14 protein-coding genes and 1 tRNA gene are annotated in these 14,816 nt (G+C 68.3%); 6 read left to right on the top strand and 9 right to left on the bottom strand.

The window, feature by feature from the left end:
* Window positions 1-73 precede the first annotated feature (73 nt).
* The 6 genes from I7S92_RS13890 to I7S92_RS13865 form a co-directional block, all read right to left on the bottom strand.
* Window positions 74-1,735: a recombinase family protein gene (locus I7S92_RS13890; protein WP_197645355.1), complete on the bottom strand. Its 1,662-nt coding sequence runs from the start codon at window positions 1,733-1,735 to the stop codon at window positions 74-76.
* Window positions 1,732-2,226 (bottom strand): DUF2924 domain-containing protein, encoded by a 495-nt coding sequence (locus tag I7S92_RS13885; RefSeq protein ID WP_197645353.1) that lies wholly within the window; start codon window positions 2,224-2,226, stop codon window positions 1,732-1,734. Before I7S92_RS13885 ends, I7S92_RS13890 begins: the two co-directional genes overlap by 4 nt.
* Window positions 2,223-2,798: a DUF3489 domain-containing protein gene (locus tag I7S92_RS13880; protein WP_197645351.1), complete on the bottom strand. Its 576-nt coding sequence runs from the start codon at window positions 2,796-2,798 to the stop codon at window positions 2,223-2,225. Before I7S92_RS13880 ends, I7S92_RS13885 begins: the two co-directional genes overlap by 4 nt.
* Before the next feature lie 180 nt (window positions 2,799-2,978).
* A complete protein-coding gene (locus tag I7S92_RS13875) occupies window positions 2,979-3,719 on the bottom strand; it encodes an ImmA/IrrE family metallo-endopeptidase (protein WP_197645349.1) in 741 nt (246 codons plus the stop codon).
* A gap of 181 nt (window positions 3,720-3,900) precedes the next feature.
* A complete protein-coding gene (locus I7S92_RS13870) occupies window positions 3,901-4,542 on the bottom strand; it encodes a 3-oxoacid CoA-transferase subunit B (RefSeq protein WP_197645339.1) in 642 nt (213 codons plus the stop codon).
* A complete protein-coding gene (locus I7S92_RS13865) occupies window positions 4,542-5,246 on the bottom strand; it encodes a CoA transferase subunit A (RefSeq protein ID WP_197645337.1) in 705 nt (234 codons plus the stop codon). The genes I7S92_RS13870 and I7S92_RS13865 overlap by 1 nt, the downstream gene beginning before the upstream one ends.
* 118 nt (window positions 5,247-5,364) lie before the next feature.
* Here I7S92_RS13865 and I7S92_RS13860 point away from each other — a divergent pair, with 118 nt between their 5' ends.
* Entirely contained in the window at window positions 5,365-5,913 is a 549-nt protein-coding gene (locus I7S92_RS13860; RefSeq protein WP_197645335.1) for a LuxR family transcriptional regulator, read from the top strand.
* 138 nt (window positions 5,914-6,051) lie between these two features.
* A tRNA-Leu gene (locus I7S92_RS13855) sits at window positions 6,052-6,137 on the top strand.
* A 19-nt stretch (window positions 6,138-6,156) separates the two neighbouring features.
* Here I7S92_RS13855 and I7S92_RS13850 read toward each other — a convergent pair.
* Window positions 6,157-7,065 (bottom strand): LysR substrate-binding domain-containing protein, encoded by a 909-nt coding sequence (locus I7S92_RS13850; RefSeq protein WP_197645333.1) that lies wholly within the window; start codon window positions 7,063-7,065, stop codon window positions 6,157-6,159.
* Window positions 7,066-7,158: 93 nt separating this feature from the next.
* Between I7S92_RS13850 and I7S92_RS13845 the strand changes: the two genes are divergently transcribed.
* Window positions 7,159-8,730 carry a trimethylamine methyltransferase family protein gene (locus I7S92_RS13845; protein WP_197645331.1) on the top strand — a complete coding sequence of 524 codons (1,572 nt, stop codon included), beginning with the start codon at window positions 7,159-7,161 and terminating at the stop codon, window positions 8,728-8,730.
* 137 nt (window positions 8,731-8,867) lie between these two features.
* Window positions 8,868-9,848 carry a GlxA family transcriptional regulator gene (locus I7S92_RS13840; RefSeq protein ID WP_197645329.1) on the top strand — a complete coding sequence of 327 codons (981 nt, stop codon included), beginning with the start codon at window positions 8,868-8,870 and terminating at the stop codon, window positions 9,846-9,848.
* A 47-nt stretch (window positions 9,849-9,895) separates the two neighbouring features.
* On the opposite strand, the gene I7S92_RS13835 is transcribed toward I7S92_RS13840, so the two are convergent.
* Window positions 9,896-10,357 carry an Lrp/AsnC family transcriptional regulator gene (locus I7S92_RS13835; protein WP_197645326.1) on the bottom strand — a complete coding sequence of 154 codons (462 nt, stop codon included), beginning with the start codon at window positions 10,355-10,357 and terminating at the stop codon, window positions 9,896-9,898.
* Window positions 10,358-10,461: 104 nt separating this feature from the next.
* Here I7S92_RS13835 and putA point away from each other — a divergent pair, with 104 nt between their 5' ends.
* Window positions 10,462-13,911, top strand: coding sequence for a bifunctional proline dehydrogenase/L-glutamate gamma-semialdehyde dehydrogenase PutA (gene putA / locus I7S92_RS13830; protein WP_197645324.1), 3,450 nt, complete (start codon window positions 10,462-10,464; stop codon window positions 13,909-13,911).
* A gap of 30 nt (window positions 13,912-13,941) precedes the next feature.
* On the top strand, window positions 13,942-14,688 hold the full coding sequence (locus tag I7S92_RS13825; protein ID WP_197645322.1) for a rhomboid family intramembrane serine protease: 747 nt from the start codon (window positions 13,942-13,944) through the stop codon (window positions 14,686-14,688).
* On the opposite strand, the gene I7S92_RS23495 is transcribed toward I7S92_RS13825, so the two are convergent.
* On the bottom strand, window positions 14,685-14,816 hold a 132-nt coding region (locus I7S92_RS23495), incomplete at its 5' end, for an integrase core domain-containing protein (RefSeq protein WP_197644081.1). The two genes, I7S92_RS13825 and I7S92_RS23495, sit on opposite strands and share 4 nt — an antisense overlap.

Raw genomic sequence — 14,816 nt, 5'->3', positions numbered from 1 at the left:
GTGTTTCCGGGTTCTGACGCGCTGACGCCGTGTTTTGAGCGCATTCAGAGATGCTCTGAACATCCTTCCTGCGTCAGGTGATCTCGAAGAGACGGGCCTGCTCGGTCCAGTCCAGGGGAACGTCCTCGCGGATGAACTGGGCCACCGAGAGGTGGACCGACTGCCGCCCGTCGAGGATTGCGGCCTGCAGCTTTGGCGCGAGGAAGGCCAGCGGAATCCTGGTGCGGATATAGGGCTCTGACCGTCCGGTCTTGCGGGCGATCTCGGTGAGCGAGGTGCCCCGGCGCAAGGCCCGTGCCCAGAGATGCGCCTCCGCGAGCGTGCGCTGCAGGACCTCGTCGGGTGCGGGCATGGTCTCGCCCGCGATGATCCGGGTCTCGGCGCCGCGACGGCGGAGGGCAAAGGCGCAGCTGACCCGCAGGAGGCTGTCGGACAGGGCTGCAACCGACACCTCCAGCGCCGCGGCGATCACGCCTGGAACAAGCTCAAGCTGCAGCCTGCCCGGAGCGAGTGATCCGGACGCGACGAGGCTGCCGAGATGCGCCGGCTCACGTTCAACCTGATCCGCCAGTTCAGTCGCACGACGCATCAGGTCGGCGGCACCACTCGCTTCCGGCTCAGCCAGGAGTGCATGGCCCGTGGCGGCGCGCCGCAGATGAGCGACCACGACCTGCCGGAACGTGCTCTCCAGCGCCGCGGCAGGCAGGCGCCAGCCGGAGGGGTCCTTGCCGCCCGCGATCAGGCGGTTCGAGACGTAGTAGGCAAAACGCCGACCAGCCTTCAGGGTGTGGGTCGGAGTCAGGAGGTCGCCGGCCTCGTCGCGAAGCTTGCCGGTCAGGATCCGCGGATCGGTGGTCGCCTCATTCCGTCCCCGCGGGCGCGCCGAGGCGGCGATGAGTTTGTCCTGAACCTCCTGCCAGAGCCCGTCCTCGATGATCGCCGGATGCTGGCCCGGATAGGTCTGATCCTTGTGCCGGATGCGCCCGATGTAGACCGGGTTGGACAGGAGGTGATGCAACTGACCGCGGGCAAAGGGAGCGCCGCCCCGGACGCGACCCGTCCGCGAGACCAGTGTCTTTGGACGAAGCCCGCGCCGCTCAGCCTCGATCTCCACGAGCCGCAGGTTGCCGAGGTCGGCGTAGAGCCGGAAGAGCTGCTGCACCACTTCGGCCTCGACCGGATTGACGACCAGTTCCCGGCGCTGGGGATCGGGGTGGCGGTCGTAGCCGAGGGGCAGGGCACCGCCCATCCAGAGCCCCTTCTTCTTCGAGGCCGCGATCTTGTCGCGGATGCGCTCGGCGGTGACTTCACGTTCAAACTGGGCGAAGGACAGAAGCACGTTCAGGGTGAGGCGTCCCATCGAGGTTGCGGTGTTGAAGGCCTGGGTCACCGAGACGAAGGAGCAGCCCCTGGCGTCGAGCCGCTCGACGAGACGACCGAAGTCGACGAGTGACCGGGTCAGGCGGTCGATCTTGTAGACGACCACCATGCCAATGCGGCCAGCATCAATCTCGGCGAGGAGCCGCTGCAGGGCAGGACGGTCAAGCGTGCCGCCCGAGAGCCCGCCATCATCGAAGCGGTCGGGGATGAGCTTCCAGCCCTCGTGGCGCTGGCTGGCGATATAGGCGGCACAGGCCTCGTGCTGCGCATCGAGCGAGTTGAAGGCCTGGTCCAGACCTTCGTCGCTCGACTTCCGGGTATAGATCGCGCAACGGATCACCGGCTTCTGCGTCATGCCGCGCGCTCCCGCTTCGACTTGCTGGGCACAAGGCGCCGCGTCGTCCGTTTTTGTGCCTTGCCCCTCGCGGATCTGTCTCCGCCATCATCGACCGCTCTGACCAGCCCGAAGAAGCGCGGTCCCGACCAGCGCGCGCCGGTGATGGCGCGGGCGATGGCGGAGAGCGAGCGATGGGACGTGCCGTTCCAGAGAAAGCCATCGGCCAGAACATCGACGACATGCGTGGTCCCGTTCCATTCGCGCAGGAGGCGGGCACCGGGTTGCAGCGTGGGAGACGCTTTGCGCTCCTCGCCCGCGGCGATGCGGTCCAGCCGGGCGCGGAGGGCGGCGGATAAGCCGCCCTCCAGCTTTGCCTGCAGCTCGAAGGCGAGGAAGCGGCGCTGCATCGGCTGGCTCATGCTGGCCGGGACGGATCCGCCAATCAGGTCCTTCCAGAGACGGGCAAGTCCCGCCCGGTCCATCGCCTCGAGATCGGCGAGCATGGTCATGCAACCCGTCCGGTCAACTGGGATGCGGGGGACGCCGCCGAGGGGGCAGGGCTGTCCTCGCTGATGGCGGCATCGCCGTCCGTACCGGTTGCGCCGCCCGCCCCGCTTGGGTCGGGCGCGCCGGGCGCTGCTTCGCCATCAGCGGTGCCGTCTACGGTGTCGACGGTGCAGGCCGCTTCTGCGTCGCCCGGCGCGATCGCATAGATGGTGTCCTCGCCATCGCGGCGCCGGGTGAGGTTCAGCCCTTCCTTGCGCAGCCCACTCAGGGCCGCGCGCAGGGTATGGGCCTGCCAGCCGGTTGCGGCGATCAGGGCGGCGAGGGACACACCCCCCGGTGCGGCGAGCCGCGCCCGCAGGAGCGCGGCCTTGGTCTGGCGCTGTGGCTTTGGTGTCGTGATGGGCGCTGCGGCCGGGATCGGGGCCCCGGTCTCTCCTGACGATGCGGTGCTCGTCTGGTTGACGGTCGCCGCCTTGCCGCGCGGGGGCTTCGCCTTGGCCCCGCCGGTATCGCCGTGCGTCTTGGGTTCTGCCGCCTGGGCGGAAGGGCGGCAGGTTGTCGTTCCTTTGGTCATGATCGGCTCCGGTCCAACCGGGCGGGCGGGATGCCGCGCCCCGGTACCGAACCGAGCCCGGACGGTGCCGGGCATGGGTCACAGCAACGCTCCACCGGCGGGCGAAGTCCACTGGTTTGTCACAGAAGTCTGATCGTCAGGTCTTGGGTTCAGTTGACGGCTAATCCGTCGCACGTTGCCTCAGTCTTCGTCCCGGTCCGCTCCATCCGCACCAGGCAATGAAGCCCACAGGAGCGTCAGGGCATGGCCGTCGCGGCCAACTCGGACCTGCTCGTAAAGTTCTGGAATGTCGGCCGTTGTCCAAGCTGCGGCAGCAACCTCGTGCATTCCGGTGATGCCTGACTTACCTTTCGCCAAGGCGCTGGCCGTTCGGCTAAGCGAAGAAACGCTATCCCCTGCACTCCGCGCGATCCACGGAAAGGTCTTACCGCGGACGACATAACGGATCCTCCCGTTCAGGGTCCAAACGGCAGCAATTGGCTCATCATGGCGGTCGACCAGGCACCGTGTTGCGGCTTCCAGGCTGATGTCGAGCTTCGTTCGCAACCCGGCCACCGAACTGATGTCTGGATGCTCGTTCAAAAAGGGCGCCAGCTGGTCGTCAGGCACGAGAAGACCGATGGCAAAGGCATTTGCTTCGACTTCCTGGCGTTCATGCAACCGGGCGGTGCGCGTCTCGCGCATGTCCTTGAGGCTGCAGGTAAACGTATCTCCCAGACCGAGCACATGCCGTTCGAGGAGGAAATGCCCCAACTCGTGGGCAATCCCAAAGCGCGCCGCTTGGGGCCCTCGGGCCGAATTGACGAGGATCTTTCCGATGCTGCGGACACGATCTGTCAGCAAGATCCCTTCACAGCCGTCCAGCACCTCCCGGCGGATCTCGGCGATTCCTAGTTCCGAGGCAATCTGGTCGACCGGCACGGCGCTCTCGAGGGGGCAGCGCGAGGCCCGCGCCGGTGCCGCGGAAGCTGTCGGGCACGCCGGTGTGGTCGGCGATGATCAGGCCGGGGATGGTGACGGAATAGGTCAGCTCGGCCTCTTCCGCCCGCAGCGGATCACGAAGCGACCCTTGGTCGCCCCGTGTTCGCGCGTGACCTGACGGTCAGTCGACAATGGTCGCCTCCGTCGCGGCGCGGAGTTCCGCCTCCGTCATGCCGGGGGCGAGTTCGACGATGTGCAGGCCCTTGTGGCCCACGTCGAGGACGCCGAGGTTGGTGATGATCCGGTCGACCACGCCCTTGCCGGTGAGCGGCAGGGTGCAGGCCTTCAGCACCTTAGACTCGCCGTGCTTCGAGGTGTGGTCCATCACCACGACCACGCGGCCGACGCCGGCCACCAGGTCCATCGCCCCGCCCATGCCCTTGACCAGCTTGCCCGGGATCATCCAGTTCGCGAGGTCGCCGTTCTCGGCCACCTCCATCGCGCCGAGGATCGCCATGGCGATCTTGCCGCCGCGGATCATCGCGAAGGAGGTGGCGCTGTCGAAATAGGCGGTCTGCGGCAGTTCGGTGATGGTCTGCTTGCCGGCGTTGATCAGGTCGGGGTCTTCCTCGCCCTCCCAGGGGAAGGGACCCATGCCCAGCATGCCGTTTTCCGATTGCAGGGTCACGTTCACGCCCTGGGGGATGTAGTTCGCCACCAGCGTCGGGATGCCGATGCCGAGGTTGACATACATCCCGTCGCGCAGTTCCTGCGCCGCGCGGGCGGCCATGCCGTTGCGGTCCCAGCCTTTTGCCTCGCTCATCACACGGCCTCCTTCTTGCGGGTGGTGCGCTGTTCGATGCGCTTCTCGTGCTGTCCGGCGACGATCCGGTGGACATAGATTCCGGGCAGGTGGATCGCGTCGGGGTCTAGGCTGCCCAAGGGCACGATCTCCTCGACCTCGACGACGCAGGTCTTGCCGCAGGTGGCGGCGGGGACGTTGAAGTTGCGCGCGGTCTTGCGGAAGACGAGGTTCCCGCTCGGGTCCGCCTTCCAGGCCTTGACGATCGACAGGTCGGCGACGATGCCGCGCTCCAGGATATAGGTCTTGCCGTCGAAGTCGTGGTGTTCCTTGCCCTCGGCGATCACCGTGCCGACGCCGGTGGCGGTGTAGAAGCCGGGGATCCCCGCGCCGCCCGCCCGCATCCGCTCGGCCAGCGTGCCCTGCGGGTTGAATTCAAGCTCCAGCTCGCCCGAGAGATACTGGCGCATGAACTCCGCGTTCTCGCCGACATAGGACGAGATCATCTTCTTGACCTGCCGGGTCTCCAGCAGGACGCCGAGGCCGAAGCCGTCGACGCCCGCGTTGTTCGAGGCGACGGTGAGGCCCTTGACGCCCGAGTCGCGGATTGCCGCGATCAGCAGTTCCGGGATGCCGCAAAGGCCGAAGCCCCCGGCGGCGATCAGCATGCCGTCGTGCAGCACGCCGTTCAGCGCCTCGGCGGCGCTTGGGTAAACCTTGTTCATCCTTGTTCTCCCCGCCCGGACCCGCCTGTCGGGGCCCGGGGATGGACCGGACTGTGAAAGATTGCATCCCGGCCTGCCATCCGTAAGAATACGTAGAAGCCTACGTAGATCGCCCGCCATGGATTACGACCGACTCGCCTTTCGCCATGCCCCGGACGCCACCCTGATCCTGGCGGACCGGGTGGTCCTGCGCGCCAGCCTGCGGGTCGAGGCGGTGTTCGGCTGGACGCCCAAGGAACTGGAGGGGCAGTCGATCCGCATGCTCTATCCCGGCCCGACCGATTATGAGGTGATCGGGGAGCGGGCGCGCAAGGCGATGCAGGCGGCCGAGGTCTACCGTGACGAACGCTTCATGCGGCGCAAGGACGGGCAGGTCGTCTGGATGGAGGGGCGCGGCACCGCGCTGGACCCCGAGGACCCGCAGCGCCTGGCGGTCTGGACCTATCGTCCGCTGGAAGGCGAGGGGCCTGCGGGCGCGCTGACGCCCACGGAACGGCGGATCGCGCGCTATCTGGTGAACGGCTTCACCTCGAAGGAAATCGCGCTGGCCCTGGGATCCTCGCCCCGGACGGTCGAGGTGCACCGGGCGAACATGGTGCGTAAGATGCAGGTCAGGAACAGTTTCGAACTGGTGAGCCGGTTGCTGGCGGCCCCCGCGGCGGAGTGATCGCGGATGACTGCTCGTCGATGACTTCGTCACTCCTCGCCGGGCGGGCCATGGAGGAGACGACGTCGAACAGGGGAGGCCTCGGCGGCAGGAAGGCTGTGGCGTTGCGTTGCGAAATCCGTATGGTGCCGCCACGGGGCCCGCGTGGTGGAACGGTAGACACAGGGGACTTAAAATCCCTCGGCTGCAAGGCCATGCCGGTTCGAATCCGGCCGCGGGCACCAATGCTTCCCTGCTGCCGGATCAGGCCCCCGGCTGGGCGAGAAGCCAGTCGCGCACCTCTTGCGCGGGGCGGCTGAGGGCGACCTCGCGCGGCCAGATGACGTGGAACTGCATCCCCGTGGCCAGCACATGATCGGTGAGCCGGACCAGCACGCCGCTGTCCACCAGCCCGTCGACCAGATGCCGCCAGCCGAGCGCCACGCCCTGGCCCGCCATGACCGACTGGATCACCAGCACGTAATCGTTGATCTGCAGGCCCTTGGGCACCCGCCGCCCGTCGATCCCCACGGCGGCGAACCAGTCGCGCCAGGTCGCGGCCGAGCGATGGGGTTCTTCCAGGTGGATCAGCGGGTGGCTCAGCAGATCTGCCGCGGTTTCGGGGCGCGTGCGCCCGGCCAGGTAGCTCGCCGCGCAGACGGGGTAGATCTCTTCCGGGGCCAGCGGCTCGGCCTGGTATTGCGGCCAGTCGCCCGGATTGCCGCCGCGCACCGCCAGCGGGATGCCCTCGCCCACCAGGTCGAGGTCGCGGTCGGCCGACTGGATCCGCAGGTCGATATGCGGCAGGTCGGCGCGGAACCGGGCCATGCGGGGCACCATCCACCAGGCCGCGAAGGCGGTGGAGCAGGCCAGGGTCACATGGCCGCCCGTCGCCACCGCCCGCAGGTTCTGCGCCGAGCGCTGGATATGCGACAGGCCGATGGTGACATCGGCATGAAAGCGTTCGCCCGCCTCGCTGAGCCGGACGCGGCGATGCTCGCGCCGGAACAGCGCGGCGCCCAGATGATCCTCGAGCCGCGCGATGGCATAGGAGACCGCCGCCTGGGTCATGCGCAGCTCCCGCGCCGCGGCGGTGAAACTGGAAAGCCGCCCCGCCGCCTCGAAGACGACGAGGCTGTTGATCGAGGGCAGCAGGCGGCGCAGATTCTCCATAAGCGCAGTTTATCAAGTCGATGAAACTTTTCCAGCGTCACGCAAGGATCGCGCAGGCGTAATTTGCGGACGGTTTATGCGAAGGGGGCGAGCATGGCAGACGGCGACACCACAGGCCAGGAAGCACGGCGCAGCCGCGGTGGCCGGCAGCAGCGTCGGGACGCACGCGTCGGCGTCGAGGCGGGGACCCACCGCCCCTATATCGTGCGCGGCATCCCGACCTATGACATCCTGTCCGAGGAAAGCCTGCAGGCGATCGAGGCCACCGCCGACCGTATCCTGGCCGAGATCGGGATCGAGCTGCGCGAGGACCATGAGGCGATGCGGCTTTACAAGGCCGCCGGGGCCGAGGTCACGAGCGAGACCGAGGATGTCTGGCGGATCCGGTTCGCGCCCGGAATGCTGCGCGAGATCCTGAAGACCGCTCCGGCCGAGTTCACCCAGCACGCCCGCAATCCCGCCAACAACGTGCGGATCGGCGGCAGGAACGTGGTCTTCGCGCCCTCCTACGGCAGCCCCTTCGTGATGGACCTCGATAATGGTCGCCGCTACGGCACGATCGAGGATTTCCGGAACTTCATCAAGCTGTCGCAATCCTCGCCCTGGCTGCACCATTCCGGCGGCACGGTCTGCGAGCCGACCGACGTCCCGGTGAACAAGCGCCACCTGGATATGGTCTATTCCCACATCCGCTATTCCGACCGTGCCTTCCTGGGCTCGATCACTGCGGCCGAACGTGCGGCCGACAGCGTCGAGATGGCGCGGATCGTCTTCGGCGAAAGCTTCGCCGACCAGAACTGCGTGGTGATGGGCAACTTCAACACCACCTCGCCTCTGGTGATCGACGGCGTGACCGCCGCCGGCATCCGCACCTATGCCGCGGCGAACCAGGGCTCGATCCACCTGCCGTTCCTTCTGGGCGGGGCCGTGGCGCCCCTGACCATCGCCGGAATGGTGGCGCAGGGCTTCGCCGAATCGATGGCCTCCTGCGCGCTGACCCAGCTTGTCCGCCCCGGTTCGCCCGCGATCCTGGCCTCGTTCTTCTCGTCGATGTCGCTGCGCACCGGCTCGCCCACCTTCGGCACGCCCGAGCCCGCGATCGGCTCGCTGGCGATGGGGCAGCTGGCCCGGCGGATCAACCTGCCCTTGCGTTGCGCGGGGAACTTCTCGACCTCGAAACTGCCGGACGGGCAGGCGATGCAGCAGAGCATGATGTCGATGATGTCGGCGGTGCAGGGTGGCGCGAACTATGTCCTGCACTCGGCCGGCTTCCTGGATGGCCTTCTGTCGATGTCCTACGAGAAGCTGGTGATGGACACCGACATGTGCGGCGCGCTGCATGCCTATCTCGACGGCATGGCGGTGAACGAGGACACGCTGGCCTTCGAGGCGCTGGCCGAGCTTGGGCCGGGCCAGCACCTCTTCTCGACCCAGCACACGCTGCGGCACTACGAGACGGCCTATTGGGACAGCGCGCTGGACGACAACCAGCCGTGGGAAACCTGGGACGAACAGGGCGGCATCGACTATGCCCAGCGGGCCAACACCCGCTGGAAGAAGATCCTGCGCGAATACGAGGCCCCGGCGCTGGACCAGGGCATCGACGAGGCGCTGCAGGACTTCATGGCGCGGCGCAAGGCCTCGATGGCCGACATGTGGTACTGAGCGCCTGACCGATCCGCCGCCCCCGAGCGCGGGGGCGGTGTTCCGCGCGTCCGAATCCGGCCGACGGGGGAGTGCCCCACCGGACCCAGACCTTCGGGTCGCGCGACCAGTCTGCAACCCTGCCGGAACGGTGATCCATGGGGCCGTCGCATTTCATCTTCCTGCTGCTCGACGGCTTTCCGCATATCTCGCTGTCCTGCGCGATCGAGCCGCTGCGGCTGGCGAACCATGTCGCCGGCGCCGAAATCTACCGCTGGAGCCTCGCCTCGCTCGACGGGGGGGCGGTCACGGCCTCGAACGGCTTGTCGACGCCGGTCGGCCAGGGGTTGATGCAACTCGAGCGGCGCGAAAAGCTCTTGATCGTCGCGGGAGACGAGGCGTTGCGCGACCATGGGGCCGACCTCGGCGCCTGGCTGCGCACCCAGCGCGCCCGGGGCGCGATCCTGGGCGGGGTCTGTTCGGGGGCCTATCCGCTGGCGCGGGCGGGGCTTCTGTCCGGGCGCGAGGCCGCGATCCACTGGGCCTATCACGACGCGTTTTCCGAGCGGTTCCCGAATGTCCGCCTGACCAAGTCGCTGTATGTGGCAGATGCGCTGCATCCGACCTGCTCGGGCGGCATGGCGACGCTGGACCTTCTGTTGCACATGATCTTTCAGGACCATGGCCGCGACCTGGCGGTGGCGGTGGCCGAACAACTGGTCTGCTCGGGGATGCGCGACGGCAAGTCGCTGCAACGCTTCTCGGCCCAGTTCCGTCACGGAGTGCGCAACTCGCTGCTGGCCCGCGCCATCGCGCGGATGAACGAGAACATCGAGACGCCGATGCAGGCGCATGAACTGGCGGGGGAGCTGGGAATCTCCTGCCGCCAGCTTGAACGGATCTTCGCCAAGCACCTGGATGTCGCGCCGATGCGCTACTGGCTGGAGCTGCGCCTGGGCCGGGCGCGCAACCTGCTCTTGCAGTCCGAGGCCAGCGTCTCGGAGATCGCGGTCGCCTGCGGTTTCTCGTCGATGTCGCATTTCTCCAAGGTGTTCCGCACCCGCTTCGGCTATTCCCCGGCCAACGAGCGCGCGGTCCGGGCCGCGGAGCCTGCGGCAAGGGTCCGGCAAAGCGGCTAGGCAGGCGGGAGGCCCCTCGTAAGGTGGGCAATATTGCCCACCCTACGTCAGAACACCTCCTTCACCGCCTCCATCGCCACATAGGTCGAGGTCGAGGCGACATGCGGCAGGGCCGAGATCACCTCGCCCAGCACGCGGCGGTAGCTCTGGATGTCGGCGGTGCGCACCTTCATGAGGTAGTCGAAGCTGGACGCCATCATGTGGCACTGTTCGACCTCCGGCACGTTCAGCACCGCCCGGTTGAAGGCGGTCAGCGCCGATTCGCGCGTGTCCGAAAGCCGCACCTCGACAAAGGCGACATGCGCCTGGCCCATCCTGATCGGATCCAGGATCGCCCGGTAGCCGGTGATGATCCCCGCTTCCTCCAGCCGTTTCATCCGCGCCTGGGTCGGCGATTTCGACAGGCCGATGCGGCGGGCAAGCTCCACCGCCGGGATCCGGCCATCGGTCTGCAGGACCCGCAGGATGGCGAGGTCGAAGCGGTCCAGTTCGGCGCGGTCGTTTGGCATCGCGTTTTCCATGGTTCGGCATCCTATCGCCTGCATATCATCCAAGCTTCGGGAAAACAGCCCGGCAGTTTCGGTATATGCTGGGCGAAACGAAAGGTGCCCCCATGCCAAGCCAAACCGCCCCCTCCGCCTGGTCGATCATCCAGACCGGAACCCTGACCGACGAGACCGCGCTGGTGCAGCGCCTGGTGGCCGAGGCCGCGCTGGATGCGCCCGCCCGCGCCGCTGTCGTGGCCAAGGGCGCCGACCTCGTGAAGCGCATCCGCGCTAGTGCGAAGCCGGGGCTGATGGAGGTGTTCCTGGCCGAATACGGCCTCTCCACCGACGAGGGCATCGCGCTGATGTGCCTGGCCGAGGCGTTGCTGCGGGTGCCCGACGCCGAGACGATGGATGCGCTGATCGAGGACAAGATCGCCCCGTCCGACTGGGGCCGGCATCTGGGCAAGTCGGCCTCGTCGCTGGTCAACGCCTCGACCTGGGCGCTGATGCTCACCGGCAAGGTGCTTGACGACCGCGAGGGCGGCATCGCCGGGGCGCTGCGGGGGGCCGTGCGGCGCCTGGGCGAGCCGGTGATCCGGACGGCGGTGTCGCGGGCGATGAAGGAAATGGGGCGCAACTTCGTCCTGGGCGAGACCATCGACAAGGCGATGCACCGGGCCGAGGAACTGGAGGCGAAGGGCTATACCTACAGCTACGACATGCTGGGCGAGGCCGCGCGGACCGAAGCCGATGCGCGGCGCTATCACCTGGCCTATTCCCGCGCGATCACCGCCATCGCCCGGGCCGCCAAGGGCAACGACATCCGCACCAATCCGGGGATCTCGGTCAAGCTCTCGGCGCTGCATCCGCGCTATGAGGTCGCCAAGCGCGAGCGGGTGATGGAGGAACTGGTCCCCCGCGTCCGGGCGCTGGCCTCGCTGGCCAAGGCGGCGGGCCTTGGCTTCAACATCGACGCCGAGGAGGCCGACCGCCTGGCCCTGTCGCTGGAGGTGATCGAGGCCACGCTCTCGGACCCGGCGCTGAAGGGCTGGGACGGGTTCGGCGTCGTGGTGCAGGCTTACGGCCGCCGGGCAGGGGCGGTGATCGACTGGCTGCATGCGCTGGCCGTGCGGCTGGATCGCAAGATCATGGTCCGGCTGGTCAAGGGCGCCTATTGGGACGCCGAGGTGAAGCGGGCGCAGGTGCTGGGGCTGGCGTCCTTCCCGGTCTTCACCCGCAAGCAGTCCACCGATGTCAGCTATATCGCCAATGCCCGGAAGCTCTTGTCGCTGACCGACCGGATCTATCCGCAGTTCGCCACCCACAACGCCCATACCGTCGCCGCGATCCTGCAACTGGCGGGCGCGCAGGGGCTGACGCCGCTGGATTATGAATTCCAGCGCCTGCACGGCATGGGCGAGCGGCTGCACGACATCGTGCTGACCGACAGCGGCACCCGCTGCCGGATCTACGCTCCGGTCGGCGCACATCGCGACCTGCTGGCCTACCTCGTCCGCCGCCTGCTGGAAAACGGCGCGAACTCCAGCTTCGTCAACCAGATCGTCGACGAGGACGTGCCGCCGGAAACCGTCGCCGCCTGCCCGCTGACGGCGGTGGAGGGGCTGGCGACGATCCCGAACCCGGCGCTGGCGACCGGGCCGGCGCTGTTCTCGCCCCGTGCGAACTCGCGCGGCTGGGACCTGACCGACACGGCCGAGCTTCAGGCGCTGGAGACGGCGCGCATCCCCTATGCCGAGGCCCCGTTCGACGCCGCGCCGCGTCTGGCGGGCCGGGTGGTGGGCGGGCCGCAACTCGCGGTCCTGAATCCGGCCACCGGCGCGCTGGTCGGCCATGTCACCACCGCCGGCCTGCCGGATGTGGACACCGCGCTGCGCCTGGCCGAGCCCTGGGCCGCCGCCGCGCCGGAACGCGCCGAGGTGCTGAACCGCGCCGCCGACCGGATGGAGGCCGACGCCGGCCGCATCTTCGCGGTCCTGGCGCGCGAGGCGGGCAAGACCCTGCCCGACGCCGTGGCCGAGCTGCGCGAGGCGGTGGACTTCCTGCGCTACTACGCCAGCCAGACCGCGCAGCCGCACCCCGCCCGGGGCGTCTTCGCCTGCATCAGCCCGTGGAACTTCCCGCTGGCGATCTTCTGCGGCCAGATCGGCGCGGCGCTGGCCGCCGGAAATGCCGTCCTGGCGAAACCGGCCGAGCAGACGCCGCTGATCGCGACGCTGGCGGTCGATCACCTGCTGGCGGCGGGCGTGCCCGCGACCGCGCTGCAACTTCTGCCCGGTGATGGGACCGTGGGCGCGGCGCTGACGCGCGACCCGCGGGTGAACGGCGTGGCCTTCACCGGCTCAACAGAGACGGCGCAGGCGATCCGGCGGTCGATGGCCGACCATCTGGATCCGACCGCGCCGCTGATCGCCGAAACCGGCGGGCTGAACGCGATGCTGGTCGATTCCACCGCCCTGCCGGAACAGGCGGTGCGCGACGTCATCGCCTCCTCCTTCCAGTCGGCCGGGCAACGCTGCTCGGCGCTGCGCTGCCTTTATGTGCAGGAGGACGTGGCGGAAAACGTGACCGAGATGCTTTTCGGCGCGATGGAGGATCTGGCGCTGGGCGATCCCTGGGCGCTTGCCACCGACATCGGCCCGGTGATCGACGCCGAGGCGCAGGCGGGCATCCGCGCCTATGTCGATGCGGCGCGGGCCGAGGGACGGGTGCTGAAGGAACTCGCGGCCCCGGCGCAGGGGACGTTCATCGCCCCCACGGTGCTGTCGGTGAACGGCATCCAGGACATGCCGCGCGAGATCTTCGGGCCGGTCCTGCACATCGCCACCTTCAAGGCGCCGGACATCGACAAGGTGATCCAGGCGATCAACGCCACCGGCTATGGCCTGACCTTCGGCCTGCATAGCCGCATCGACGACCGGGTGCAGAGCATCGTCGAGGGGCTGACGGTGGGCAACACCTATGTCAACCGCAACCAGATCGGCGCGGTCGTCGGCTCCCAGCCCTTCGGCGGCGAGGGGCTTTCGGGCACCGGGCCCAAGGCGGGCGGGCCGCACTACCTGGCCCGCTTCACCCTGCCGCCGGTTCCGGCCGCGGACCCGGACGGGGCGACGACCGCGGTGGCCGATGTCGCCCGCGCCCTGGCCGCGCCAGCGCCGGTGGTCACGCCCGTGGCGCAGGACATGCCAGGGCCGACCGGCGAATCGAACCGGCTGACGCAGGTGCCGCGCCTGCCTGTCCTCTGCCTGGGTCCCGGACGGACCACGGCGCTGGAGCAGGCCGAGGCGGTGCGCAAGCTGGGCGGCCATGCGGTCGAGGCGCCGGGCCTTGCGCCCGCAGCATTGGCCGACCTGAAGGGCTTTTCCGGCGCCGTCTGGTGGGGCGATGCGGCCGAAGGGCGCGCCTATACCCAGGCGCTTGCCGGGCGGGCCGGGCCGATCCTGCCCCTGATCGCCGCGCCAGATGCGGGTCATGCGCTGCTGGAGCGGCACCTGTGCATCGACACCACGGCCTCGGGCGGGAACGCCCAGCTTCTGGCCGCTGTCGCCGAGGCTTGACGCCCCTGCGCGGATCGGGAACGCTGCGCCATGTTCCCGATCCGCGACCATAATCCGTCAGGCCAGACGCCCTTTGTCACCCTCGCGCTGATCGCCATCAACGTGCTGGTCTTCCTGGGGTTCTTCCTCGGGCGGAACGATTTCCAGCTGCAGGAGATCTTCTTCCACTGGGGGCTGATCCCGGCCCGGATCATGGCGGGCCACAGCTACGAGACCATCGTGACCTCGATGTTTTTGCATGCGGGCTGGCTGCATCTGGCGGGGAACATGCTGTTCCTGTGGATCTTCGGCGACAATCTGGAAGAGGAGATGGGGCATTTCGGCTTCCTCCTCTTCTATCTTGTCGCCGGGCTGGCGGCCGCGGGGTTGCAGACGCTGGCCGACACCGGCTCGCGCCTGCCGATGGTCGGGGCCTCGGGCGCGATCGCGGGGGTGATGGGGGGCTATCTGCTGCTGTTTCCCCGCGCGAAGGTCGATGTGCTGTTCATCTTCCTGATCTTCTTCCGCATCTTCGCGGTCCCGGCCTGGATCGTGCTGGGCCTGTGGTTCGGCATCCAGATCTTCGCGGGCCTCAGCACCCCCAGCGATGCCGGCGGGGTCGCCTACTGGGCCCATGCGGGCGGATTCGTCGCCGGGCTGCTCCTGACCCTGCCGGCCTGGTTGCGGCGCGGGGCGGGGGGTTACTGGCAGGCAACGCGGGGCCGCCCGCCGCATCCGGCGTCCGAGTTCGAGGCCGCGCGGTCGAACATCCCGCTGGTGCCGAGACGGCGGCGCTAGGTGTGAGTTCTTACGAGGTCGTTCACCTTTGAGAGGGGAGGCGTTCGGTTGAGTGCGGAGTGTGGTCTTGATCGGTTGAACCAGTCAAGCCAGCGCGGCAGATCGGCGTTTCTCGCGTCGGATGTGGG

Source organism: Tabrizicola soli (genome assembly GCF_015999335.1).
GTDB lineage: Bacteria > Pseudomonadota > Alphaproteobacteria > Rhodobacterales > Rhodobacteraceae > Tabrizicola > Tabrizicola soli.
This window is presented reverse-complemented; position numbering and strand designations above follow the sequence as displayed.